Raw genomic sequence first — 23954 nt, 5'->3', positions numbered from 1 at the left:
GGCCGTACGGTGCCGGGGCCTTGCGGGCCTTACTGGCCTTGCGGGCCTTGCGGGCCTTGCGGCTGCCTGCGGGCCCTGCGGGCCTTGTGGGCCTTGCGGGCCCGTGCCGCGTCCCCGATCGTCGTGTCCATGGGGATGCTGACGACCTGTCTGGTCTCGCTGGCCGGTGTGAACCTCGCGCTCGGGCTGGTCCGGCTGTGGCGGCGCTCGGTCGAGGCGCGGATGGTGCGGCAGGTGCGGGCCTGGCCGGGGTTCGACGCGTACCACGCCGAACTGCTGGGCTCCACCGAACCGTTGTGCTGGACCGGCCACCAGGGCGAGAGGCTGGTGCGCAACTCCCAGCGCGCGGCCGATGTCGCCGTCCGGCTGCTGTGCGAGGAAGGCGTGCTGCGCGGGGAGGAGCTGGAGAGCGTGGAGCACGCGGCCGAGCCCGCCCATCCGGTCACCGCGGCGGCGTTCCGCGCCATCGGCCGGTACCCGGCCGTCGTGGGGCGGTTCCGCATCGGCGTCGTCGGCCGTGACGAGGGGTTCCGGGCGGCCGTCCGCACGCACCTGGACGAACTCTTCGCGCACGCCCCGGCCACCCGCTTCCACATGAGCCCCGTCAGCAACGATGCCGCCCTGTGGTCCTACGGCATCGGCGCGGCCGCCCCCGCCGTCCACGCCTTCCTCCTGCTGCGCGCCACCGCCCCCGGGAACCCGGACACCGCGGAGGGCGCCTTCGTGCTGGCCTCCCTCGTCTTCCTCGCGGCCCTGATCGTGCTCACGGCCCAGGCCGGCAGCACCTGGCACCCCCTCGCGGACCGGGAGGTCCCCGCCGCCCTCAGGCTGCCGGGGCCGTCCCCCTCAGCAGACTGACCAGCCGCGAGCTGCTGTCGGCGCCGAAGCCCGCGGCGACTCCGCGCCGGTACAGGTCGGCGTGCGCGCTCAGGATCCCGGTGTCGACCCCGGAGTCGGCGGCGGTGTGCAGGACGTGCTCCACGCTCGCCGCGCACATCGCGAGGCGCTGGTGCGTGCCCTCGTGCGCCTCCGCGTCGATCAGCGGGGCGGAGCCCTCGTAGAAGTGGCGCATGGTGTCGGCCGTGTACCCGGCGTACGGCACGATGTCCGCGGCCGTCAGGCCGTTGGCCTGCGCCACGGCGAGGGCCTGGTACCAGCCGGTGTACGCGGTCCAGAACATGATCATGTTGAGCTGGTAGTAGAGCTGCGCGTAGCCGGCGTCGGTGCCCCGGTAGTCGGTGTCGGCCAGCAGGTCGAGCGCCGCGCGGTGCTCCGCGTAGACCTCCTCGGGCCCGCTGATGAACATCGAGGAGCCCTTCTGCCCGATGCCGGTCGGCGGTACGTTCACCCCGCCCGTCAGGTACGAGGCCCCGCGCTCATGCGCCCAGCGGGCGGCGGCCCGGGCCTTGTCGGGCACGTCGGAGGACAGGTTGGCCAGGACCCGGCCGCGCAGGTCGGCGTCGGCGAGGGCCGTGTACGCGGCGTCCACGTCGATGAGGCTGAGCACGGTCAGCCCGCCGGCCGCGACCGCCTCGGCGGCGCTGCCGGCCCGCCGGGCGCCGCGCGCCACGAGCTCGGTGTCCTTGCCGGGGCTGCGGTTCCAGACGGTGACCTCGTAGCCGGCGTCCAGGTAGGCGGCGGTCATGGCCCGGCCCATGGGGCCGAGTCCGATGACGGTGACCGCGGGCTTCGGGTCCGGGGTGTGGTGCTGGTTCTGGTGCTCGTTCTGGTGCTGGTTCTGGTTCATGGCAGAGCTCTCCTCGGGTGGGCCGGTGGATCTCTAGAACGAACGCTCTATCCAGCGCTCGGAACGAACGTAGCACGGCTCTAGAACGAGCGCTCTATCCAATGTGAGCGGTAGAGTTCGCCTCATGGGCGCAGCAGCAGAAGTGAAGACGGACGGCGGACTCGGGACGCGGGAGCGGCTGGTCCGGACCGCCTCGCGCCTCCTCCAGCACGGCGGGTACGAGAACGCCCCGGTCAAGCAGCTCGTCCGCGAGGCGGGGGCCACGCTCGGCTCGCTCTACCACTTCTTCCCCGGGGGCAAGCAGGAGCTCGCGGTCGCCGCGATCCACTTCGGCGACGAGGAGTTCGCCGAGGGCCTCCGCTTCGGGCTGTCCGTCCACGCGGACCCGGCGCGCGCCATCGAGGCCGTCGCGGAGCTGCTCGCGGAGGCGCTCGAGGCATCGGACTGGCGCGACGGCTGCCCGGTGACGCCCACGGCGCTGGAATCGGTCGGCCGGCTGCCCGAGCTCCAGGAGGCCTGCGCCCGGGCCTTCGCGAACTGGCAGGAGCTCGTCGCGGCCAAGCTCCTGGCCTGCGGCCACCCGGAGGCGGAGGCGCGCGAGCTGGCGGTCACCGTGATCAACACCCTGGAGGGCGCCGAGATGACCTCCCAGGTCACCCGCAGCCGCACCCCCCTCCTCCTGGCGGGCCGGCACCTCGCGCGCCTGGTCTCCTCGTACGCCGCCCCCGCGACCGCGCAGGGACGATCGGACTGATCATCAGGACCTTTGGCGGGCGGCGGCGGCAACCCGGGGCTGTTGGCTTATCCGTGGCATACACGCCGCGTCGATCACCCCACCGGAAGAGCCCGAGTTGAACACCGAAGCCCCGTCCACCCCTCCGGCGCACCCCGCCGCCGCGTACCCCGGCGGGCCCGCCGCCGCGTTCGTCCCGCAGGAGATGCCGAAGGCGGTCAGGACCGCGCGGATCGCGCTGTTCGTCGGGGCGGGCCTGAACCTCGTGACCGGGCTGTTCCTCCTCGTGCTCACCGCCGCGGGGACCGTCACGGACGAGACGGGCGAGGCGGGACTCGCCGCAGGGGTCCTTCTGATCGTCGCCCTGCTGACGGTGCTCGCAGGCGTCGCCTGCCTGGTGATCGGGCTCGCGTTCCGCACGGGCGGGAACCGCGTGCGCATCGCCGCCATCGTGGTCGCGGCACTCGCCGGTGCGAATGCCCTGATCGGGCTGGTCACCGGGGACGGGATGTCCGTGCCGAGCGTCGCCTTCACCGCCGTCGTGCTGTCCTGCTGCCTCAAGAAGGACAGCGCGGCCTGGTTCCGGCGGCCCAGGCCGTAGCCGGCCCGACCGCGCGCCGGGGTCCGGGCCGGTGGGCCCCGGTCCGGGTGCCCGGCCCCGCCCCGGCCCCGGCGTGGTGTCTTCTCCGGGCCCCGCCCGGCCCGGCAGAGTGGGATCCCGTCATGCCCGTAGAGCCCGAGTTCCTCCCCGTGGTGCCCGACGGCGCCCAGCCGCCGTACGTCCTGGCCAAGCAGGCCCTGGCGCACGCCATCGCGGCCGGCGCCCTCGCCCCGGAGCAGCGGCTGCCCTCCGAGCGGTACCTGTGCGAGCGGCTCGGCATCAGCCGCTCCACCCTGCGCCGCACGCTCAAGGAGCTCGGTGAGGAGGGGCTGGTCGAATCCTCCGAGCGGCGCGGCTGGCGGGTGAAGCGGGTGGGCTTCAGCCACTCCCCGGACCGTGCGGCCCTGCTCGGCTTCGCCGACCTCAACCGGAGCCTGGGCCGGGCGGTGACGGCGCGGGTCCTGAGCGCCCGTACCCGCCCGGCCGCCTCGGAGGAGGCCGAGCGGTTCCGGATCGCCACCCGGTCGGAGCTCTTCGAGCTGCGCCGGGTGCGGTTCCTGGACGGCCTGCCCGTGTGCGTCTCGCACGACCTGGTCCCGCTCGCCGTGGCCCCGGCCGTCGCCGGGGCGGACTTCACCACCGCGTCCCTCTTCGGCCTGCTCGCGGCCGCGGGCCACGTACCCGTCGGCGCCCGGTACACGGCCCGCGCGGCCCTCGCCGACGCCGAGCAGAAAAGGCTGCTGGACCTGAGCGGCCCCTCGCCCGTACTGAACACGCGGCGGCTCTCGCTCGACTCCGCCGGGCTGCCGTGCGCCGACAGCCGGGAGGCGTACCGGGCCGACCGCTACGAGGTGCGGCTCACCCTCGGCTGAGCGGGCGGCGGATAGGACGGCGGGCGGGGCCGCGGGCGGGGCCGTAGGCCGGTTGCCGGGACCCTCGCCCCCGTGGCGCACCGGGTCTTTGGTCGGCAATCCGTCCGCCGATACTCCCTAAAGGGCAGTTGTGTAAGCAACTGGCCTTTTTTGTCCGCTATACCTGAATCATCTGGTCTGCATCTGGTGTAAGCGGGCCGTCCGTGTGTTTCAGGAGGAACCGGCGATGAGTACGACCACGGCTGCCCCGCCCGCGAAGAAGCGCGGCTCCGGCCTGATGCAGGGCATGCAGAAGGTCGGCCGCAGTCTGCAGCTGCCGGTCGCGGTGCTGCCCGCCGCCGCGATCCTGCTGCGGCTCGGCCAGGACGACGTCTTCGGCAAGGAGGGCCTGCACTGGGGCAAGCTCGCCGACGTCTTCGCCACCGCCGGCAACGGCGTCTTCGCCAACCTCCCGCTGCTGTTCTGCGTGGGCGTGGCCATCGGCTACGCGAAGAAGGCCGACGGCTCGACCGCGCTCGCCGCCCTGGTCGGCTTCCTCGTCTACAAGAACGTGCTCACCGCCTTCCCCGTCGACGGCTCCGTCACCGAGCTGCTGCCCAAGGGCACGCCCCAGGACCCGGGCGTGCTGGGCGGCATCGTCGTCGGCCTGGTCAGCGCGATCGTCTGGCAGCGCTTCCACCGGACCCAGCTGGTCGACTGGCTCGGCTTCTTCAACGGCCGCCGCCTCGTCCCGATCCTGATGGCCTTCATCGGCACCTGCTTCGGCGTGCTCTTCGGGCTGGCCTGGGGGCCGGTGGGCAACGCGCTGGGTTCGTTCAGCGAGTGGCTGATCGGTCTGGGCTCGCTGGGCTCCGGCATCTACGGAGTCTTCAACCGCGGCCTGATACCCGTCGGCATGCACCAGTTCCTCAACACGTTCTTCCAGCAGCAGGTCGGCTCCTTCACCAAGCTCGACGGCTCGGTCGTGCACGGCGAGATCCCCCGCTTCTTCGCCGGCGACCCCACCGCGGGCCAGTTCATGTCGGGCTTCTTCCCGATCATGATGTTCGGCCTGCCGGCCGCCGCGATCGCCATCGCCCACTGCGCCAGGCCCCACCGCCGCAAGGCCGTCATGGGCATGATGGTCTCGCTCGCGCTCACCGCGCTCATCACCGGTGTGACCGAGCCGATCGAGTTCACCTTCATGTTCCTGGCCCCCGCCCTCTACGCGGTCCACGCGGTCCTGACCGGCCTGTCGATGGCGGTGACCTGGGGGCTGGGCGTGCACGACGGGTTCGGCTTCTCGGCGGGCCTGATCGACTACCTGCTGAACTGGAAGCTCGCCACCAAGCCGTGGCTGATCATCCCCATCGGCCTGTGCTTCGCCGTCGTCTACTACGTCGTCTTCCGCTTCGTCATCACGAAGTTCGACCTGCCGACCCCGGGCCGCGAACCCGACGACGAGACCGACGCCCCGACCGACGCCCCGACCGACGCCCCGACCGGCTGACACGCCGCCGGTCCCCGGCGCACGGCCCCCGGGTGGGGAACATGAGCAGGGGCCCAGGCCCGTCCCTCCCCTTCTCTCCCCCGTCCCTCCCCGTCCCCTTCGCGGAGAGCAGGAGCAGTCCGTGAGCACGTACGACCTGTCGGCGGCGCGTCGGCGCAGCGCCGAGCTGGAGGAGCGGATCGGCGCCGATCCGGGCGGTTTCCGGGTGCTGACCGGGGACCGGCCGACCGGGCGGCTGCACCTGGGGCACTGGTTCGGGACCCTGCAGGGCCGGGTACGGCTCCAAGACCTCGGCGTGGACACCTTCGTGATCGTGGCCGACTACCAGGTGCTCACCGACCGGGACGTCGCCGACCGCCTCGGCGAGCACGTCGAGGAGCTCGTCCTCGACTACCTGGCCGCCGGCATCGACCCCGAACGCTCCACGGTCTTCGCGCACAGTGCGCTGCCCGCCCTCAACCAGCTCCTGCTGCCGTTCCTCTCCCTGGTGTCGGTGGCGGAACTGCGCCGCAACCCCACCGTCAAGGACGAGATCGCGCACTCCCGGCAGGCCTCGGTGAGCGGGCTGATGTTCACCTACCCGGTGCACCAGGCCGCCGACATCCTCTTCTGCAAGGCCGGGGTGGTCCCCGTGGGCCAGGACCAGCTCCCGCACCTGGAGGTCACCCGCACCATCGCCCGCCGCTTCAACGAGCGCTACGGGGCGAACGGGCCGGTCTTCCCCGAACCCGAGGCCCTGCTGTCCGCCGCTCCGCTGCTGCTCGGCACGGACGGCACCAAGATGAGCAAGTCCCGGGGCAACGCGATCACCCTGTCGGCCACCGCCGACGAGACCGCCCGGCTGCTGAAGGGCGCCAAGACGGACGCGGTCCGCCGCATCACCTACGACCCGGCCGCCCGCCCCGAGGTCTCCAGCCTCGTGCTGCTGGCCGCCCTGTGCCAGGGCCGCGACCCGGAGGCGGTCGCGGAGGAGATCGGCGACGGCGGCGCGGCCCAGCTGAAGAAGGCCGTCACCGAGGCCGTCAACGAACACCTGGCCCCGCTGCGGGCGCGCCGTACGGAGCTGGCGGCCGACCGCGGCCACGTACGGGACGTGCTGCGGCGCGGCAACGAGCGGGCGAACGCGGTCGCCGAGACCACCCTGGCCGAGGTCCGCGCCGCGATGGGGACGCTGTACTGATGGGGACGCTGCACGGATGAGGACGCTGCGCTGATGAGGACGCTGCGCTGATGGCGCCGGGCGGCGGCCCGCGCCTTCCGGAATGGCTGCGGCACACCGTCCGGGTCCGGGCGGTGCCGGTGGACCGTGCCCTGGTCGTACGGGGAGCCGTGGGCATGCTGGTCCCGCTGGCCCTGGGCCAGGCGGCCGGCCGCCCCGACCTCGGGGCGGCGGCGGGGCTCGGCGCCTACGGGGCGGCCGTCGACGACGGCTCCGCGCCCTGGCGCACCCGCGCCCTGACCCTGCTCCTGCCCCAGCTCGGCGGCGCGATCGGGCTGGCGCTGGGCCGGGCGACGGACGGCCGGGCGTGGGCGCAGATCCTGCTGGTGGCCCTGGTCGCGCTGGTCTCCGGGCTGCTGTCGACCATCGGCCGGGTCAGCGACATGGCCGCCCTGGTGCTGCTCCTGGCCACGGCCATGGGGCTCGGACTGCCCACCGGGCCGCCCTGGTGGCAGGTCCCGCTGCTGTTCCTGCTGGGCGGGCTGCCGCTGATGTTCCTCTCCCTGGGCGACGCGCTGCTCCGGCCCGGCCGCGCGGACCGGCGGGCCGTCGCCGGGGCGGTACGGGCCGTGGCGGACCTCCTCGAAGCCACCGGGGCGACCCGGGCCGAGCGCCGCCGGGCGGTGACCGCCGCGATGGACGCCGCCCACGAGGCGGTACTGGCCCGCCGGCTCTCCCCGCCCCGCCCCGGCAGCCCGCAGGCCCGCCTGGCCGGGTACCTGGACCGGCTCGTCGCCGTCATCGCCGCCGTGCCCGCGCCGGACACCGGAGCGGTGCCCGGCTCCGGCACGGTGACCGCCCGCGCGGCCTGCGCCGACGCGGTGCGCCGGATCGCCGAGGCCGTGGAGGCGGGGGAGGAACCGCCGCCGGTCCCGCCGCCGAGCCCGGCGGGCCCGGCGGACCCGGCGGACCTGGGGGACCCGGGCGGCCGGGCCCTGTGGGCCGCCGTCGGCGGGCTGGCCGCCCCGGAGCCCGGGGCGGGCGGGGGCGGCGGGCTGCGGCGGCTGCCGGTGCCCGCGCCGCCCGGGCGGCGGTTCGGGGCCGCCCTCGCCGGACGGCTGCGCGATCCGGCGGCCCGGCGGTACGCGCTGCGGCTCGCGGGGTGCATGGCCGTCGCCCAGGCGGTGGCCTCGTTCAGCGGTCTGCCGCGTTCCGGCTGGCTGGTGCTGACCGTCGCGCTGGTCGTACGGCCCGGGCTGGGGACCGTACCGGGCCGGCTCCTGCTGCGTGCCCTCGGTACGACCGCAGGGGTCCTGACCGGGCTCGCCGCCGAGGCCCTGCTGCCCCCGGGCTGGTGGTGGATCGCCGCCCTGGTGGTCCTGACCGGCCTGCTCCAGGCGTACGGCCGCCGCACGTACGCCCTGCAGACCCTGCTGCTGACCCCGGTGATGCTGCTGCTCGCCGACCCCCTGGGCCGGGCGGGTCCGGCCGTGCCCGCGGCCCGGCTGCTCGACACGCTGGCCGGCTGCGCGCTGGCCTTCGTCCTCGGCCACCTGCTCTGGCCCGAGGACACCCGCGCCCGGGTCCCGCGGCGGCTGGCGGGGCTCCACCAAGCCGTCGCCGAGTACGCGGAGCTGCGCGCGGCCGCCGAGCCCCCGCACGCCCTGCGCCGCCGGATCCACCACGAACTGGCCGGCGTACGGGCCGAACTGGAGCGGCTGCGCACCGACCCCCGGCACCGCGGGGCCCTGCCGGGCTGGTGGGCGGAGCTGGACCGGGCGGAGGCGGCCATGGCCCGCCTCACCGGCCGCCCGGGGGACTGAGGCCGGGGCTCAGGCCTGCGCCGCGTACCGGGACTTCAGCTCCGAGACCACCCCGAAGAGGGCCGCGGTCAGCGGTACCGCCAGCAGCATCCCGAGGATCCCGGCGACGCTCGCGCCGGCCGTGATCGACAGCATCACCACCGCCGGGTGCATCTGCACGGTGCGGCTCTGCACCATGGGCTGGAGCACGTACCCCTCGATCATCTGGACGGCCAGCACCACGCCCAGGGCCCACAGGCCGATCACCCAGCCGCGGTCGGCGAGGGCGACGAGGACGGCCACGGCGCCGGACAGGAAGGCGCCGAGGTAGGGGATGCAGGCGGTCACGAACACCAGGGCGGCGAGCCCGACGGCCCCGGGGACCCGGAGGATCAGCAGGCCCGCGCCGATCAGGACGGCGTCGACCAGGGCCACGAAGGTGGTCCCGCGCATGAAGCCCTCGACGGCCCCGTACGCGCGCCGCCCCATGGCCTCCATCAGATCGCCCGAGCGGCTCGGCACCATCGAACGCAGGGTGCTCACGGCCCGGTCGGAGTCGCGGAGGAAGAAGAAGATCAGCACCATGGCCAGCAGGGCCGTCGCGAGCATCGTCGCGACCACGCTGAGCCCGGTCACCACGCCCGAGGCGGCGGTTCCGCCGAACTTGGCGAGCAGTTCCCGGGAGTTCCCGGCCACGTCCTCCAGGGAGGTGCCGAGCGCCCCGAAGTGCTGCGCGAGGTCCGTGCCGGCCTTCCGCAGGGAGTCGATGATCTGGTCGCCGGTCTCGACGAGCGCGAGGACGACGATGTACCCGGCCCCGCCGACCACGGCGGCCACGGTCAGGCAGGTGAGGGCCGCGGCGAGCGAGCGGTTGACCTTCATGCGGACCAGCCGCCGGTGCATCGGCCCGAGCAGGGCCGTGCCGAGCACCGCGAGCAGCACCGGCGTCACCACCGTACGGAAGACGGCGCACAGCCACACGACGAGCGCGAGGACGGCGGTGACGAGGAGGACGACGACGCACCAGGCGACGAGGCGGCGTACGGGCTCGGGCAGCAGGGGAGTTGTCGGCACGGCTCATACAAACAGGTGGGCAGCCGCCCCCGGCCGCGCCCCGCCGGGGAGCGCGGCGGCTCCGCTCAGTCCTGCGGCTCGACCGGCTTGGACTGTTCGAGGAGCACGAACCAGGTGGACTTGCCCTCGCCGCGCGGGTCGACGCCCCAGTCGTCCGCCAGCATCTCCAGCAGCAGGACGCCCCGGCCGCTCGACGCCATCTCTCCCGGGTGCCGTTTGTGCGGCAGCTCGTCGGAGGCGTCCGCTACCTCCACCCGCAGCCGGCGCGCGCCGAGTTCGCCCACCGCCTCCGCGATCAGCAGGGCGTCCCCGTCCGTGTGGACCAGTACGTTCGTCACCATTTCGGAGACCATCAGCACCGCCGAGTCGACCTGCTCCGGGTCGGCCCAGTCGTGCAGCAGCTCGCGGATCTGCTGGCGGACCCCCGCGACCCGCTCCGGCTCGGCCTGGGCGACGGTCGTCATGGTGCGCCGGGCCGGCCGCGCCGGGTGCAGGAGCGGGGTCTCGCAGCCGCAGCCGGCGCCCTCGCGGCAGAGCAGGACGACGGCGATGTCGTCCTCGCGCCGGTCGGCCAGGGGGCCGGTGGTGTGGTGCGAGGACGGGCCGTGCACCGCCTGGACCAGCAGGTCGGCCAGCCGTTCCAGGTGGCGGGGCTCCGGGTCCGCGTCCTGCGCGTCGTAGGGGGTCTGCGATTCCAGGATGGCCCGCAGCCGGGCCCAGCCCGTGTCGAGGTCGTGCCCGCCCGTCTCGATGAGCCCGTCGGTGCAGAGCATCATCGTCTCGCCGGGTTCCAGGGTGAACCGGGTCGTCGGGTAGTCGGTGTCCGGCACGATCCCGAGCGGCAGCCCGCCCGCCGTGGGCCGCATCAGGACGGTGCCGTCGGCCATCCGCACCGCCGGGTCGGGGTGCCCGGCGCGGGCCACCTCCAGCAGTCCGGTCGCCGGATCGCACTCCACGTACAGGCAGGTCGCGAAGCGCGGGCTCTGGACGTCGGAGTCCCCGGCGCCCCCGTCCCCGGTGCCGCCGCCGGCACCGACGCCCGTGCCCGGCCGGCCCGTGGCCGCGCCGGTGTCCTCCTGCTCCGAGCACAGGCCCGCCAGGAACCGGGAGGCGCGCGAGAGGACCGCGTCGGGCCGGTGGCCCTCGGAGGCGTACGCGCGCACCGCGATCCGCAGCTGGCCCATGAGGCCGGCCGCCCGGACGTCGTGGCCCTGGACATCGCCGATGACCAGCGCGAACCGTCCCGACGGCAGCGGGATCATGTCGTACCAGTCGCCGCCGACCTGGAGCCCGCCGCCGGTCGGCACGTAGCGCGCGGCCAGCGTCATCCCGGGGATCTCGGGGCCGAGCTGCGGCATCATCGACCGCTGCAGGCCCGTGGTGAGCTCCCGCTCGGATTCGGCCACCCCGGCGCGCTGGAGCGCCTGCGCGAGCATCCGGGCCACCGTCGTCAGGACGGAGCGCTCGTCGGGGGAGAAGGACACGGGGTGCTTGAAAGCGGCCATCCAGGCGCCCATGGTGCGTCCCGCGACGATCAGCGGCAGGAAGGCCCAGGAGATCCGGCCGAAGTGCTGGGCGAGCGGCCAGGTGGCCGGGAAGCGCCGTTTGTAGTCCTCCGGGCTCGGCAGGTAGATCGCCCGGCCGGTACGGACGACCTCCGCGGCCGGGTAGTCCGTCTGCAGCGGCATGTCCGCGAAGGGGCCCTCGTCGCCGGGATCGTGCCCGTGGTGCCCGATGATCGACAGCCGGTCGCCGGACACGCCGAAGACGGCCAGCCCGTCGGGGATGAACCCGGGCATGGACAGCGAGGCCGCCACCCGCAGCACCTCGGAGGTGGAGCGGGCCTCGGCCAGCGCCCGCCCGGCGTCCAGCAGGAACGCCTCCCGCGAGCGGCGCCAGTCGCCGGTGATGGGGGTGTGCACGGCCGTGGTGCCGGGCTGCGCCTCGGCTATCTCCTGGATCGTGCCGATCAGCTCGTAGTCGACGCGGCCGTCCGCGGTGCGGTTCTCCAGCGGCTTCGAGCGGCTGCGCACGGTGCGCAGCACGCGCCCGTCCTCGTCCATGATCCGCAGCCGGGCCTCGGCGAGGGTGCCCTCGGCGACCGCGAGGTTGACGATGCCGTTGATCTCGTTCCAGTCCACCGGGTGGAAGCGCGAGCGCACGGCGACCTCGGGCAGCGCGACGGGCTCGGCGGGCAGCCCGAGCAGCCGGGCGGCCTCGCCGTCGAGGCTGACCGTCCCGGAGGCGTTGTCCCATCGCCACAGACCGGTCGCGATGGCGGCCAGGACGTCCTCGGTGCGCACTCGGTCATCTTTACAGGTCATCCGCCTGACGTGCCTGTTCACCACCCCGGTGAGGGACCCGGTGAGGACCCCGGTCCGGGCCCCGGCGAGCGGGCCCGCACGGGCTCGCGCCCCGGACGGTAACCTTGGGACGGTTGAATCCACCCTGGTATCACGTAGAACTGGATGACTGATGCATCGGTACAGGTCCCACACGTGCGGCGAGCTCCGAGCCTCCGACGTCGCCTCCGACGTCCGGCTGAGCGGCTGGCTGCACAATCGGCGCGACCTGGGCGGCATCCTCTTCATCGATCTGCGTGACCACTACGGCATCACGCAGCTCGTCGCCCGTCCCGGCACGGCCGCGAACGAGGCGCTCAGCAGCGTCACCAAGGAGACCGTCGTCCGCATCGACGGCAAGGTCGTCTCCCGCGGCGCGGACAACGTCAACCCCGAGCTCGCCACCGGCGACATCGAGGTCGAGGTCACCGCGGTCGAGGTGCTCGGTGCCGCGGCCCCGCTGCCCTTCACCATCAACACCGACGACGGGGTGAACGAGGAGCGCCGTCTGGAGTACCGCTTCCTCGACCTGCGCCGCGAGCGCATGCACCGCAACATCATGCTGCGCTCGGCCGTCATCGCCTCCATCCGCTCCAAGATGGTGGCCCTCGGCTTCAACGAGATGGCGACCCCGATCCTCACCGCGACCTCCCCCGAGGGCGCCCGTGACTTCGTCGTGCCGTCCCGCCTGAACCCGGGCAAGTTCTACGCCCTCCCGCAGGCGCCGCAGCAGTTCAAGCAGCTGCTGATGATCTCCGGCTTCGACCGGTACTTCCAGATCGCGCCCTGCTTCCGCGACGAGGACGCCCGCGCCGACCGTTCGCCGGGCGAGTTCTACCAGCTCGACGTCGAGATGTCCTTCGTCGAGCAGGAGGACGTCTTCCAGCCCATCGAGCGGCTGATGACGGAGATCTTCACCGAGTTCGGCAAGGGCCGCCCGGTCACCTCGCCGTTCCCGCGGATCCCGTTCCGCGAGTCGATGATGAAGTACGGCAACGACAAGCCCGACCTGCGTTCCAAGCTGGAGCTCGTCGACATCACCGACGTGTTCGAGGGCTCGGAGTTCAAGGCGTTCGCCGGCAAGCACGTGCGCGCCCTGGCCGTCCCGGACACCGCCGCCCAGCCCCGCAAGTTCTTCGACGGCCTCGGCGAGTACGCGATCTCGCTGGGCGCCAAGGGCCTGGCCTGGGTCCGCGTGGGCGAGGACGGCGGCCTGACCGGCCCCATCGCCAAGTTCCTCACCGAGGAGAACGTCAAGGTCCTCACCGAGCGCCTGGGCCTGGCCGCCGGGCACGCCGTGTTCTTCGGCGCGGGCGAGTTCGACGAGGTCTCCAAGATCATGGCGGGCGTCCGCGTCGAGGCCTCCAAGCGCGCCGGACAGTTCGAGGAGGACGTCTTCCGCTTCTGCTGGATCGTCGACTTCCCGATGTTCGAGGCGGACGAGGAGACCGGCAAGATCGACTTCTCCCACAACCCGTTCTCCATGCCGCAGGGCGGCATGAAGGACCTGGAGGAGAAGGACCCGCTCGACATCCTGGCGTGGCAGTACGACATCGTCTGCAACGGCATCGAGCTGTCCTCCGGCGCCATCCGCAACCACGAGCCCGAGGTCATGCTGAAGGCCTTCGAGATCGCCGGTTACGAGGCGGAGACCGTCGAGCGCGAGTTCGCGGGCATGCTCCGCGCGTTCCGCCTCGGCGCCCCGCCGCACGGTGGCATCGCCCCGGGCGTGGACCGCATCGTGATGCTGCTCGCCGACGAGCCGAACATCCGCGAGACCATCGCCTTCCCGCTCAACGGCAACGCGCAGGACCTGATGATGGGCGCGCCCACCATCCTGGAGGAGTCCCGCCTGCGCGAGCTGAACATCGCGCTGCGCAAGCCGGTGGAGACCAAGACGAGCGAGCCGGTCGACAAGGCCGTCAAGCCGCACCAGTGAGCCGGTAGGCCGCGGTACGACGGAAGGGCCCGGGATCCGTACGGATCCCGGGCCCTTCCGCGTATCTGCCGCTGGCTCCGGCTCCGGCTCTGTCTCTGGCTCTGGCTTAGAACTTCTCCAGCAGGCCCTTGAGGAGGGCCGCGGAGCTCAGTTCGGCGGGGGCGGGGCCGGCGTGGAAGAAGCCGGCGCCGGCGGTGCCGTCGGCGTCCAGCTTGCGCAGGAAGTCGAAGCCCTTGGAGTCGTGCTCGCCGAACGCGACGAACTGCCAGTGGATGCCGGGGGCGGCGATGGCGGCGTCGGCGATCGCCTGGCGGGCGGGGCGTACGTTGTCGGGCGCGCCGTCCGTCTGGAACACGACCAGGGCCGGGCCCTCGCCGCCGTCCTTCCGGTAGCGCTCGATGACGGCTTCGACGGCGACGTGGTAGCTGGTGCGGCCCATCCGGCCGAGCTCCGCGTGGCGGGCCTCGACCCATGCCCCGTCGTACGCGTCGAGGGCGAGGTCGGCCGTGCCGTCCAGCTCGGTGGAGAAGAACACCGTACGGACGGTGGCCTCTTCGTCGAGGTGCGCGGCGAGGGCGAGGGCGTGGTCGGCGAGGTGCTGGACGCTGCCGTCCTTGTAGAACGGGCGCATCGAGCCCGACCGGTCGAGCACGAGGAACACGGTGGCGCGGGCGCCGGCCTTGCCCCTGGCGCGCAGCGCCTGCCCGGCGGCCTTGTACGCGGCCGCGAGCGGGGGCGCTTGCCGCTTGAGGGCGGCGAGGCTGTGAGCGGGGCCGCCTGCGGCGGCTTCGGCGGGGAGGAGCTCCGGCTCGGCCGGGGCGGGCTCCGCCTCGGTGACGACCTCGGCTTCGGCCGGGGCGGGCTCCGCCTCGGTGGGCTCCGCGTCCTGAGCCTGCGGTGCGGCGGCCTCGGCGGTGAGGAGTTCGGCTTCGGCGACGACCTCGGCCTCCGCCTCCGCCACGGTGGTGGCCGTGTCCTGTGCCTGCGGGGCGGCGTCGGCGGTCAGGGCCTCGGCGTCGGCCGCGGCGTCGGCTGCCTCGGCCTCGGCCGGGGTGGGCTCCGCCTCGGTGGGCTCCGCGTGCTGCGCCTGCGGTGCGGCGGCCTCGGCGGTGAGGAGTTCGGCCTCGGCGACGACCTCGGCCTCCGCCTCCGCCTCGGTGCGGGCTTCGGGGGCGTCCGCCTCCGGGGCTGCGGCCGGGGCCGGTTCGGGCTCCGCCTCCGCCTCGGCGGCGAGCGGCTCGGCGTCCGCCTCCGGCGCCCGGGGCTCGACCGGCTCCGCCGGGGCGTCGGCCTCGGGCGCGGGTGCCTCGGCTTCGGCCGGGGCCGGCTCCGCCTCGGCGGCTGCTTCCGGCAGGGGCTCCGCGGCCGGTTCGGCCTCGGGGGTCGCCTCGGCCGCGGGCGCGAGCGGCTCCGCCTCGGGCTCGGTGGTGGACGGCTCCGGGGTCGCCTCCGCCTTGGCGGCGGGCTCGGCGGCCGGCTCCGTCTCGGCGGCGGGCTCGGCGGCGGGCTCCACCTCGGCGGCGGGCTCGGCGGCCGGCTCCACCTCGGCGGCGGGCTCCGCTTCGGCGGCGGGCTCCGCTTCGGTGACCGCCGGGGCCGGCGGGGTTGCCGGGGAAGCGGCGGTGGGGGAGCGGCGGGCCTCCGGGACCGTGGGGTCCGGGGTGGGGGCCGGGGCCGGGGCGGTCAGGACGGTGCCCGGTTCGCGGTCCCGCGGGGTGGACTGCGGGGGAACCGTGGGGTTGTCGAAGGAGGCGGCGACCAGTTCGGCGGCCGCGTCCAGGGGGGTGCGTTCGGTCTGGCTCGGGAGGGCCGCCGAAGTGGTGCCGGTCGTCTCCGGAACCTGTTCAGCAGTCCGTCCGAACACCTTGCGCAACAAGCTCCGAATACCCATGGGCCAGGCCTTTCGCATGAGTGCGTGCGTCATTTGTCCGTGAGGCGCGGTAGATCCCTGCCCAGAGTGGACACGTAAGGTTATCGGCCCCTTGGCTGGAACTTCGGGAGGGGCACCTTTCGTGGCGCCCACGGCTCAAACACACCCGTTCCGCCCCCGAACTGCCGCCCCGACGTGCCGGATTCACCGGCCGTTCATCCATCGGCCGCCGCTTCGGCGCAACCCGCCCATAGCGTCACCGACGGATTGTTCCGACACGTTGTCGGGGACCGTGCATCAACGGAGGACACTCGTGCGCAAGCTCCTGCCGCTCATCGGCTCATCTCACGGGGGCGGCCGTTCCGCTCTCACCTGCCGCTACCGCTGCGGCGACGCCTGCTTCCACGAGGTGCCGAACACCAGCGACAACGAGTACGCCGGTGACGTCATAGCCCGCGCCTACTCCCGCCGCGCGATGCTCCGCTCCGCCGCGGTCGTCACCGTCGCCTCGGCCGCCGGTACCGCCCTCACGCTGAGCGGCAACGGCTCCTCCGCCTCCGCGGACCCCACCGTCGAGGCGCAGCGCGCCGGCGCCGCCGGTGTCAACGCCGAGGGTGCACGCGGCCTGCGCTTCAAGCCGGTCGCGCCGAACACCGTCGACCAGGTCTCGATCCCCGAGGGCCACGAGCAGAACGTGGTCATCCGCTGGGGCGACCCGATCGTCAAGGGCGCGCCGGGCTTCAACCCGGACAAGCAGACCGCCGCCGCCCAGGCCGGTCAGTTCGGCTACAACAACGACTTCCTGAGCCTGCTCCCGCTCGGTGGCGACTACGAGCGCCAGCAGCTGCTCGTGGCCAACCACGAGTACACGGACGAGAACCTCATGTTCAAGGCGTACGACCCGGCGAACCCGACCCGCGAGCAGGTCGAGATCGCCTGGGCCGCGCACGGTCTGTCCGTGGTCGCGGTCCAGGAGGACCACCGCAGCGGCAAGCTGACGGCCATCAGCCGCCACCGCCTCAACCGCCGTTTGACCGCCACCAGCGAGTTCCGGCTGACCGGCCCCGCCGCCGGCACCGAGCTGGTGAAGACCTCGGCCGACGCCACCGGCACCACGGTGCTCGGCACCCTCAACAACTGCGCCGGCGGCACCACCCCGTGGGGCACGACCCTCCACGGCGAGGAGAACTTCAACCAGTACTTCGGCAACGCCGGCCTGGTCACCGACCCCACCCAGGCGGCCCGCCTGAAGCGCTACGGCGTGACCGCCGGCGCCACCGAGCGCAAGTGGGAGCGGTTCGACAAGCGCTTCGACGTCGCGCAGGAGCCCAACGAGCCGCACCGCTTCGGCTGGGTCGTCGAGCTGGACCCGTACGACGTGAACTCCGTCCCGCGCAAGCGCACCGCGCTCGGCCGCTTCAAGCACGAGGCCGCGCAGCCCCGTCTGACCGAGGACGGCCGCCCGGTCGTCTACATGGGCGACGACGAGCGCTTCGACTACTTCTACAAGTTCGTCTCCTCGAAGCAGATGAAGAAGGGCGACTCGCGCGCGGCGAAGGAGCACAACCTCACGCTGCTCGACGAGGGCACCCTCTACGTCGCCAAGCTGACCGGTGACTCCCCGGTCGCCGAGTTCGACGGCACCGGCAAGCTCCCCTCCGACGGTGAGTTCGACGGTTCGGGCGTCTGGATCAAGCTGCTCACCTCCTCCCCCAACGGGAACGTCTCGCACGTGGAGGGCCTGACCGCCGAAGAGGTGGCGGTCTTCACGCGGCTGGCCGCCGACAAGGTCGGCGCGACCAAGATGGACCGTCCCGAGGACGTGGAGCCGTCCCCGCGCACCGGCCGCGTCTACATCGCGCTGACGAACAACGCCGACCGCGGCAAGCCGGGCAAGGAAGGCGCCACCGAGGCCAACCCGCGCAACCTGAACAAGCACGGCCAGATCCTGGAGCTCGCCGAGAACTTCGACGACCCGGCCGGCGACGGCTTCGCCTGGCGCCTGTTCCTGGTCGCGGGTGACCCGAACGACCCGGCGACCTACTTCGCGGGCTTCCCGAAGGACAAGGTCAGCCCGATCTCCTGCCCGGACAACGTGGCCTTCGACCCGCACGGCAACCTGTGGATCTCCACGGACGGCAACCAGCTCGGCTCGCACGACGGCCTGTTCGGCGTCGCGACCGCCGGTGAACGCCGTGGCGAGCTGAAGCAGTTCCTGACGGTTCCGCGCGGCGCGGAGACCTGTGGCCCGCTCATCCAGGACAAGCGCGTGCTGGTGGCCGTGCAGCACCCGGGCGAGATCGACGGCGCCTCCGTCGAGAACCCCCAGTCGGTGTGGCCCGACGGTCCGGGCAAGATCGTCCGTCCGTCGGTCGTGTCGGTCTGGCGCAAGGACGGCAAGAACATCGGCGTCTGACCTCCGACCCGTCAGGTGAGGTGAGTTGACCCGTGCGGGGGTGGTGGATGTTTCACGTGAAACATCCACCGCCCCCGCTCAACTTCCGTCCGGCAGGCGCCCGACCGGCAGCAGGAGCGTGGTGACGGCGCCCCCGTCGGGGGCGTTGGCGAAGCGCAGTTCGATCTCCAGCACCTCCGCCTGGCCGGCCGCGATGGTCAGGCCGAGCCCGTGGCCCCGTCCGCGTCCGGGATCCCCGGTGCGGAAGCGCCGCGGGCCCTGGTCGATCAGCTCGGCCGGATAGCCCGGTCCGTGGTCCCGTACGGTCACCAGCGGGCCGGTGACGGTCACTTCGATCGGCGGCCGCCCGTGCTTGTGGGCGTTGACCAGCAGGTTGGCCAGGATCCGGTCGAGGCGGCGCCGGTCGGTGAGCACCACCGCGTCCCGCTCGACGCGTACCGCGACGGGCAGCCGGGTGCTCGCCGCGGTACGCTCCACCGCGCGGCCCAGCTCCACCCGGGCCAGATCGGCGCGTTCGACGCCGGAGTCCAGCCGGGAGATCTCCAGCAGGTCCTCGGTGAGCAGATGCAGGGCCCCCAGCCGGTCGTTGATCATCTCCTTGGGGCGTCCCTCGGGCAGCAGCGCGGCCGCGGCCAGGGATCCCGTGAGCGGGGTGCGCAGCTCGTGCGCGACGTCCGCCGTGAACCGCTTCTCCGCCTCCAGCCGGGCCTGGAGCGAGGCCGCCATGGAGTCGAGGGCCTGCGCCACGTCCCGCACCTCGTCGCGGGAGCGTGCGCGGGGCCCCGCTCCGCCGGCCGGGAAGCCGACGCGCGCGTCGAGGTCCCCGGCGCTGATCCGGCGGGCCACGGCGGCCGTGGTGGCGAGCCGGCGGCTGATGCGGCCCGCGAGGAAGATGCCGGCCAGGGCGACGACCCCGGCGGCGAGGACCGCGGAGACCAGGATGGCGGCGTCGATCTCCCGCAGCCGGGTGCGGGTGCTCTCGTAGGGGACCCAGACGGCGAGGGGCTTGCCGTCGGCGGGCCCGGCCGCCCACATGACCGGCTTCCCGTCCTGTTTGCCGGTCATGCTGCCGGTCAGTCCGCGCGCGACCAGCGCGCGCAGCGGGGCCGGGAGGCCGGGCGGGTCGAGGGCGCTGTTCCCGTCGCCGCGCGCGGTGCCGTACTCGTACTGGGCCAGGGCGTAGTCCAGGTCCCGGTCCACGTCCTTGCGGACCTCGCCGACGAGCTGCCGGGCGACCACGTTGTGCACGAGGATGCCGAGCGCCGCCGCGACGGCGCAGCACACGGCCGTGGTGGTCATGGCGATCTTCCAGCGCAGGCTGCTCGTGCGACGCATCGGTCCCGGCCTCCTCAGCCCGCACCGGCGGCGCCCGCGCCCGGGCAGGGGGAGGCGTCGTCGCCCTGGTCCGGGCACTCGTCGAGGGTGAGTTGCGAGAGGTTCATGATCCCGGCCTCCGGGTCCCACACGTAGTCGGAGATGGAGGCCTTCTTCGGGTTGGAGGTCGGCTCGCGCACCGCCAGGTGCTCGGCGGCCACCTCCACGCCCTCCAGGACGGCGCGCCGGGACAGGATGCGGGCGATGGTGCCGTCGTCCTGGACGGTGTAGACGCGCAGTTCGCTCAGGCGTCCGTCGATGTCCAGGGCGGTGATCAGCTCCGGCCTGCCGTTGCCCGTCACGTCGGCCAGGACCGCGGGCCGGACGGGGCAGTCGGGGCCGCCGTCCACAGCCTGTGTACAGAGCGCGAGGCGCTGGATCGCCCGGGGGTCGACGAGCCGGCCGGTACCGGCGTCCGCGGCGGTGGCCGCGGTGATGTCGGCCCGTACGACGTCCACGGCGTTCACGCCCTTCATGGACAGCCCGGGGACCTTGGCCAGACCCGGGACGGCGGCGGCCGCCCCGGACTGCTGGCCCGGAGCCGGCGGGTCGGGACGGATGTCCTTCCACAGAGTGCGGGGGGCGTGGGCGGTGCCGAGGTCGCCGTCGTTCTGGAGGCCCTCCACGTCGGCGCAGCCCGCGGCCGCCGACAGGGCGGCCGCCAGCAGGAGGAAGCGGCTGCGCCGGAGGAAGGGCCTCATGTGCCGATGCTCTCCCGCCCGTGGCGGGGTGGCCCGGGGGCGGGGCCATTGGAGGGACGGCGGCGGCGCACGATCCGGAGACACCCCCTAATCGCGGGTGGGGTTCGCGATGGCTCTGGCCGCTTCCAGTTCCTGGCGGACCGGGGCGAGGACGGAGGACTCGGCGACCTCGGGGGGTGCGGTGGGAAGGAGCTGGGCGGGGGTCCGCACCCGGCGCACGCCGTGGGCCAGGGCCCGGAGGTCTTCGGCGATGGCCTCGGCCTCCTCGGGGACCGGGGGCGGCGCGCCGTGGTTGACCCGGACCCGGGCGGCCGTCGTCGCGTCGACGATCCGCTCGACGGCGACCACCAGCGGCCACCACGCGGCGGCCCGCTCCCCGGTCGGCGGCGGCTCGGTCAGCGCCCGCTGGAACTCGCTGCGCACCCCCGACAGGTCCCGGTAGATGCGGCGCCGGGCCTGGAGCCGGGCGGTGCGGGCCGCCCGCCGGCCGGCCTCGGTGTCGGGGACCGGGCCGAAGGCGCGCTCCACGTACCGGGCGGCGTCGTCCACCGCGTTGGCGAGCCGGTCGCCGAGCCGGGTGTGCCAGCTCTCGGGCCAGAGCACGTATCCGGCGATCAGGGTGATGGCGCAGCCGATCAGGCTGTCGAGGAGCCGGGGCCGGACCAGGTCGAAGCCCTGGTGGTTGAGCAGGTCGGACAGGAGCAGGATGACCGGGGTGATGGCCGCGGTCTGGAAGGCGTAGCCCTTGACCGAGAAGACCGGGATGAGGGCCGCCAGGACCACCATGACGGGCACGTCCCACCACCCCCGCGGCACCTCGGAGAGCACGGCGGCCGCGACGACGAGCCCGCCCGCGGTGCCCAGCGCGCGCAGCACGGCCCGGGAGAACACCGAGCCGAAGTCGGGCTTGAGGACGAAGGTGACGGTCAGCGCGACCCAGTAGGAGCGCTCGATCTCCACCACCGAGACCAGGGCCTGCGCCAGCCCGATGCACAGCGCGAGCCGCAGCCCGTACCGCCAGGAGGCCTCGGAGAACATCATGTCGCGCACCACCCGGCGGGCCCGGACCCGCAGCGCGGCCGGCCGGCCGAGCCGGTCGTCGACGTTGTGCATGTCGGGCTCGGCCAGCGGAACGATGGTCGCGGCGTGCCGCAGGGCCGCGTCGAGGGCCCGCTCGGACTGCCCGTCGGGCGCGGGCAGGTCCAGTACGGGGACGTCCGTGCGGCCCTGCTCGACCGCCGTCGCCAGTTCCCGTACGGCCGCGGGGACCGCGGGGTCGAGGGGCCGGTGGCGCAGGTGCGCGGCGGGGGCGGCCTCGACGAGCGGGATCAGCACGTTCAGCTGGGCCAGCATCCGCACCAGCGAGGGGCTGTGGCCGTGCACCCGGGCCCGGCGGCCCAGCACCAGGTCGTAGGCGTGGTTCAGGGCCTGGGTGACCTGCTGGCGGCGTTCCTCGTACGCGGGTCCCGGCCGTCCCGCGGCCTCCAGGGAGTCGGCCAGGGCGCGGTACGCGGCGGCGACGGCGGCCCGCTCCGGCTGCCGGCCGCGCAGCGGCCAGCCCAGCAGGGTCAGCAGGAGCACGAACAGCCCGCCGGCGCTCAGCAGCAGGGGGGCCGTCCACCAGGGACTGGGCATCGGGAGGCCGGCGCCGACCACGGCGTTCAGCAGGAGCAGCAGCCCGGAGACGGAGGCCACCGTGCCGATGGAGGAGATCATCCCGGAGACCAGGCCGACCAGGGTGAGGACGCCGACCGCGACCCAGCCGTGCCCGAAGACCAGGGTGCCCAGCGCGACGCCCACCGCCCCGAACAGCTGGGGCACGGCGATGTTCAGGATCCGCATCCGGTAGGCGTCCGCGGTGTCGCCGATGACCCCGGACAGGGCGCCCATCGAGACGAGCGCCCCGTACTCGGGCTCGTCGAGCGCGAAGCCGACGGCCAGCGGCAGGGCCATGGCGACGGCCGCGCGCAGCGCGGCGGCCCAGGGGATCCGCGCGGAGCTGGGCCGCAGCCCCTTCAGCAGCCAGGCGGGCGGGGCCAGCGGGCCGAACCGTCCGGCGGCCGCCGGCGTGGCCCCACCGGTCCTGCCAGCCCCACCGGTCCTGCCAGCCCCACCGGTCCGGTCGGCCCCACCGGTCCGGTCGGCCCCTCCGTTCCGGGCAGCCCCACCGGTCCGGGCGGCCCCTCCGGTCCGCCGGGTCCGGGCGGTCCGCCCGGGCGGTATGTCTTCGGTGCGTTCGGTGCTCATCCCGCTTCCGTGCCGCCGCTCGTGAATCGGTTCTTCTGTGCTGTTCTAAGGATTCTTCTACGGAATTGCGCGCCAATGCGCCGGTTCCGAGCTTATGGGGTGCGGCGCAGCCGGCCGGCCAGCCAGGCGGCCAGTGCGGCGGCGAGCCCGACGGCCAGCACCACCCAGGCGGTGGTCCGCAGGAACGCGGTGAGCGCGTCGTACACCGCTTCGGCGGCCGCCCGGTCGATGTCGGCCGGCAGGTCGTCCAGGGTGAGGCGGCGGCACACGACCACGGCCACCCACAGCAGGACGGCCCCGGCGGCCAGCCCCAGCCCGGTGGCCAGGACGGCCCGGCGGCGCCTGACGGCGACGGCGACCGCGACCGCGGCCAGCACCACGGTGAGGACGGGGAGCCAGACCCCGGCGATCTGCAGCATGCGGAACCCCTTCCGGAGCGCGCCGAGGTTGTCGTACTCCATGACCTTGACCGAGAGGTGGGTCTCGGGGATGCGGTCGGCGAGCGGCACCCCGTTGTCGACGAGGTCGGTCTTGATGCTGGCGATCACGGGTGCCAGGTCGATGGTCACGGCGTTGCCGTCGCCGGTGGTGAGCGCCTGGAAGAAGGCGCCGTGGGCGGCGCGGTTCGCGGCGTCCCAGGCGGTCCGGTAGGCCGGGGTGCCGACGAAGGAGCGCAGGGCCTCGCCGAGCAGGGTGTCGACCCCGCCCTGGAAGGGGCCGGCGTCGATCTGCCCGGAGAGGGCCCGGCCGGCCTGGGTGACGACCACGTTCTGCACGGCGGGATCCGAGGCGAGCGGGGACATGGCCGCGGTGTAGCGGTCGGCGCTGCCGAGCTCGTGGTCGGCCCAGTACGCGACGGCGCTCGCGGGCACCAGCAGGGCCACGAGCGCGATGAGTACCGCCGAGAGGAAGGTCCGCACGTCACCAGGGAAAGGGGGCCGGGCGCGCGGCGCGAGCCGGGTTGCTGCGGGCGGGTGGTGCGGGCCGGGCGTGTTCCTCTTGCCGACTCTAATCTGGACATCTAATATCCAGATTATGAAGATGAGCGAGGGCGTCGAATGGGCCCTGCACAGCTGCCTCAACCTGGCCTGGTCCGGTGACGGCCGGGCGGTCTCGGCGGCGAGGCTGGCGGCCTGGCACGAGCTGCCCGCGGCGTACCTGAACAAGCAGCTCCAGGCCCTGGCCCGGGCGGGCATCGTCACCTCCGCCCCCGGCCCGCGCGGCGGCTTCCGCCTCGCGCGCCCGCTCGACGCCATCTCGCTCATGGACGTGGTCGCCGCCGTCGAAGGGCCGGACGAGGCCTTCCGGTGCGCGGAGATCCGCCAACAGGGCCCCGGCGGCGGCGAGGAGCCGCCCGCGGCCGACTGCGCCATCGCGCACGCCATGGGCCGGGCCGAGCTGGCCTGGCGCCGCGCGCTGGCCGGCCAGACCCTCGACGAGATCCGCCGGCAGGCCGAACAGCAGGCCCCCGGGGCCCCCGAGCGCCTCCGGGCCTGGCTCGACGCCGAGCGTGGGCCCCGTACGGACCCCCCTCGCACGGATCCCCCTCGCACGGACCCCCCTCGGACATCGGACAACTGACCCAGGA

18 protein-coding genes are annotated in these 23954 nt (G+C 73.9%); 10 read left to right on the top strand and 8 right to left on the bottom strand.

All coding sequences use genetic code 11. From position 1 onward, the window contains the following. Window positions 1-129 precede the first annotated feature (129 nt). The gene (locus ACWCP2_RS10910; RefSeq protein WP_450908267.1) at window positions 130-858 is read left to right on the top strand and encodes a hypothetical protein; all 729 of its coding nucleotides are present in this window, start codon (window positions 130-132) and stop codon (window positions 856-858) included. Here the strand turns inward: ACWCP2_RS10910 and ACWCP2_RS10905 are convergent. Continuing rightward, a complete protein-coding gene (locus tag ACWCP2_RS10905) occupies window positions 824-1657 on the bottom strand; it encodes an NAD(P)-dependent oxidoreductase (RefSeq protein ID WP_450908371.1) in 834 nt (277 codons plus the stop codon). The genes ACWCP2_RS10910 and ACWCP2_RS10905 overlap by 35 nt on opposite strands. Before the next feature lie 214 nt (window positions 1658-1871). On the opposite strand from ACWCP2_RS10905, the gene ACWCP2_RS10900 reads away from it, so the two are divergent. The 6 genes from ACWCP2_RS10900 (at window position 1872) to ACWCP2_RS10875 (ending at window position 8424) form a co-directional block, all read left to right on the top strand. Next, on the top strand, window positions 1872-2501 hold the full coding sequence (locus ACWCP2_RS10900) for a TetR/AcrR family transcriptional regulator (protein ID WP_450908266.1): 630 nt from the start codon (window positions 1872-1874) through the stop codon (window positions 2499-2501). Between the two features lie 97 nt (window positions 2502-2598). Continuing rightward, window positions 2599-3081, top strand: a complete 483-nt coding sequence (locus ACWCP2_RS10895; RefSeq protein WP_450908265.1) for a hypothetical protein — start codon at window positions 2599-2601, stop codon at window positions 3079-3081. A 122-nt stretch (window positions 3082-3203) separates the two neighbouring features. Continuing rightward, window positions 3204-3953, top strand: coding sequence for a GntR family transcriptional regulator (locus tag ACWCP2_RS10890; protein ID WP_450908264.1), 750 nt, complete (start codon window positions 3204-3206; stop codon window positions 3951-3953). A gap of 226 nt (window positions 3954-4179) precedes the next feature. Continuing rightward, complete coding sequence (locus tag ACWCP2_RS10885; protein ID WP_450908263.1) at window positions 4180-5442, top strand: PTS transporter subunit EIIC; 1263 nt, start codon at window positions 4180-4182, stop codon at window positions 5440-5442. Between the two features lie 121 nt (window positions 5443-5563). Further along, window positions 5564-6622: a tryptophan--tRNA ligase gene (trpS, locus tag ACWCP2_RS10880; RefSeq protein WP_450908262.1), complete on the top strand. Its 1059-nt coding sequence runs from the start codon at window positions 5564-5566 to the stop codon at window positions 6620-6622. A gap of 50 nt (window positions 6623-6672) precedes the next feature. Further along, complete coding sequence (locus ACWCP2_RS10875) at window positions 6673-8424, top strand: FUSC family protein (protein ID WP_450908261.1); 1752 nt, start codon at window positions 6673-6675, stop codon at window positions 8422-8424. Between the two features lie 9 nt (window positions 8425-8433). Here ACWCP2_RS10875 and ACWCP2_RS10870 read toward each other — a convergent pair whose 3' ends face one another. Further along, complete coding sequence (locus ACWCP2_RS10870; RefSeq protein ID WP_450908260.1) at window positions 8434-9477, bottom strand: AI-2E family transporter; 1044 nt, start codon at window positions 9475-9477, stop codon at window positions 8434-8436. A gap of 65 nt (window positions 9478-9542) precedes the next feature. Continuing rightward, entirely contained in the window at window positions 9543-11780 is a 2238-nt protein-coding gene (locus ACWCP2_RS10865) for a SpoIIE family protein phosphatase (protein ID WP_450908259.1), read from the bottom strand. Between the two features lie 172 nt (window positions 11781-11952). On the opposite strand from ACWCP2_RS10865, the gene aspS reads away from it, so the two are divergent. Then, the gene (gene aspS / locus ACWCP2_RS10860; protein ID WP_266879572.1) at window positions 11953-13758 is read left to right on the top strand and encodes an aspartate--tRNA ligase; all 1806 of its coding nucleotides are present in this window, start codon (window positions 11953-11955) and stop codon (window positions 13756-13758) included. Window positions 13759-13864: 106 nt separating this feature from the next. Here the strand turns inward: aspS and ACWCP2_RS10855 are convergent, their stop codons facing one another. Next, on the bottom strand, window positions 13865-15649 hold the full coding sequence (locus ACWCP2_RS10855) for a VWA domain-containing protein (protein WP_450908258.1): 1785 nt from the start codon (window positions 15647-15649) through the stop codon (window positions 13865-13867). 292 nt (window positions 15650-15941) lie between these two features. Here ACWCP2_RS10855 and ACWCP2_RS10850 point away from each other — a divergent pair, with 292 nt between their 5' ends. Continuing rightward, entirely contained in the window at window positions 15942-18044 is a 2103-nt protein-coding gene (locus ACWCP2_RS10850; RefSeq protein ID WP_450908257.1) for a PhoX family protein, read from the top strand. A 78-nt stretch (window positions 18045-18122) separates the two neighbouring features. Here ACWCP2_RS10850 and ACWCP2_RS10845 read toward each other — a convergent pair whose 3' ends face one another. The 4 genes from ACWCP2_RS10845 to ACWCP2_RS10830 all read right to left on the bottom strand — a co-directional run bounded on the left by ACWCP2_RS10845 (window position 18123) and on the right by ACWCP2_RS10830 (window position 23286). Further along, entirely contained in the window at window positions 18123-19379 is a 1257-nt protein-coding gene (locus tag ACWCP2_RS10845; RefSeq protein WP_450908256.1) for a sensor histidine kinase, read from the bottom strand. A 14-nt stretch (window positions 19380-19393) separates the two neighbouring features. Continuing rightward, window positions 19394-20119, bottom strand: a complete 726-nt coding sequence (locus ACWCP2_RS10840; protein WP_450908255.1) for a hypothetical protein — start codon at window positions 20117-20119, stop codon at window positions 19394-19396. Between the two features lie 87 nt (window positions 20120-20206). Then, window positions 20207-22366 carry an FUSC family protein gene (locus ACWCP2_RS10835; RefSeq protein ID WP_450908254.1) on the bottom strand — a complete coding sequence of 720 codons (2160 nt, stop codon included), beginning with the start codon at window positions 22364-22366 and terminating at the stop codon, window positions 20207-20209. A 92-nt stretch (window positions 22367-22458) separates the two neighbouring features. Then, a complete protein-coding gene (locus ACWCP2_RS10830) occupies window positions 22459-23286 on the bottom strand; it encodes a hypothetical protein (protein WP_450908253.1) in 828 nt (275 codons plus the stop codon). 121 nt (window positions 23287-23407) lie between these two features. Here ACWCP2_RS10830 and ACWCP2_RS10825 point away from each other — a divergent pair, with 121 nt between their 5' ends. Beyond that, complete coding sequence (locus ACWCP2_RS10825) at window positions 23408-23947, top strand: RrF2 family transcriptional regulator (RefSeq protein ID WP_450908370.1); 540 nt, start codon at window positions 23408-23410, stop codon at window positions 23945-23947. Window positions 23948-23954 lie beyond the last annotated feature (7 nt).

Source organism: Streptomyces sp. NPDC002104, from assembly GCF_053593795.1.
This window is presented reverse-complemented; position numbering and strand designations above follow the sequence as displayed.

Bases quoted from the DNA above. Each gene is read 5' to 3' on its own strand.
- ACWCP2_RS10910 (WP_450908267.1), top strand. From the start codon at position 130: ATGGGGATGCTGACGACCTGTCTGGTCTCGCTGGCCGGTGTGAACCTC.
- ACWCP2_RS10905 (WP_450908371.1), bottom strand. From the start codon at position 1,657: ATGGGCCGGGCCATGACCGCCGCCTACCTGGACGCCGGCTACGAGGTC.
- ACWCP2_RS10900 (WP_450908266.1), top strand. From the start codon at position 1,872: ATGGGCGCAGCAGCAGAAGTGAAGACGGACGGCGGACTCGGGACGCGG.
- ACWCP2_RS10890 (WP_450908264.1), top strand. From the start codon at position 3,204: ATGCCCGTAGAGCCCGAGTTCCTCCCCGTGGTGCCCGACGGCGCCCAG.
- ACWCP2_RS10885 (WP_450908263.1), top strand. From the start codon at position 4,180: ATGAGTACGACCACGGCTGCCCCGCCCGCGAAGAAGCGCGGCTCCGGC.
- ACWCP2_RS10875 (WP_450908261.1), top strand. From the start codon at position 6,673: ATGGCGCCGGGCGGCGGCCCGCGCCTTCCGGAATGGCTGCGGCACACC.
- aspS (WP_266879572.1), top strand. From the start codon at position 11,953: ATGCATCGGTACAGGTCCCACACGTGCGGCGAGCTCCGAGCCTCCGAC.
- ACWCP2_RS10855 (WP_450908258.1), bottom strand. From the start codon at position 15,649: ATGGGTATTCGGAGCTTGTTGCGCAAGGTGTTCGGACGGACTGCTGAA.
- ACWCP2_RS10845 (WP_450908256.1), bottom strand. From the start codon at position 19,379: ATGCGTCGCACGAGCAGCCTGCGCTGGAAGATCGCCATGACCACCACG.
- ACWCP2_RS10840 (WP_450908255.1), bottom strand. From the start codon at position 20,119: ATGAGGCCCTTCCTCCGGCGCAGCCGCTTCCTCCTGCTGGCGGCCGCC.
- ACWCP2_RS10835 (WP_450908254.1), bottom strand. From the start codon at position 22,366: ATGAGCACCGAACGCACCGAAGACATACCGCCCGGGCGGACCGCCCGG.
- ACWCP2_RS10825 (WP_450908370.1), top strand. From the start codon at position 23,408: ATGAGCGAGGGCGTCGAATGGGCCCTGCACAGCTGCCTCAACCTGGCC.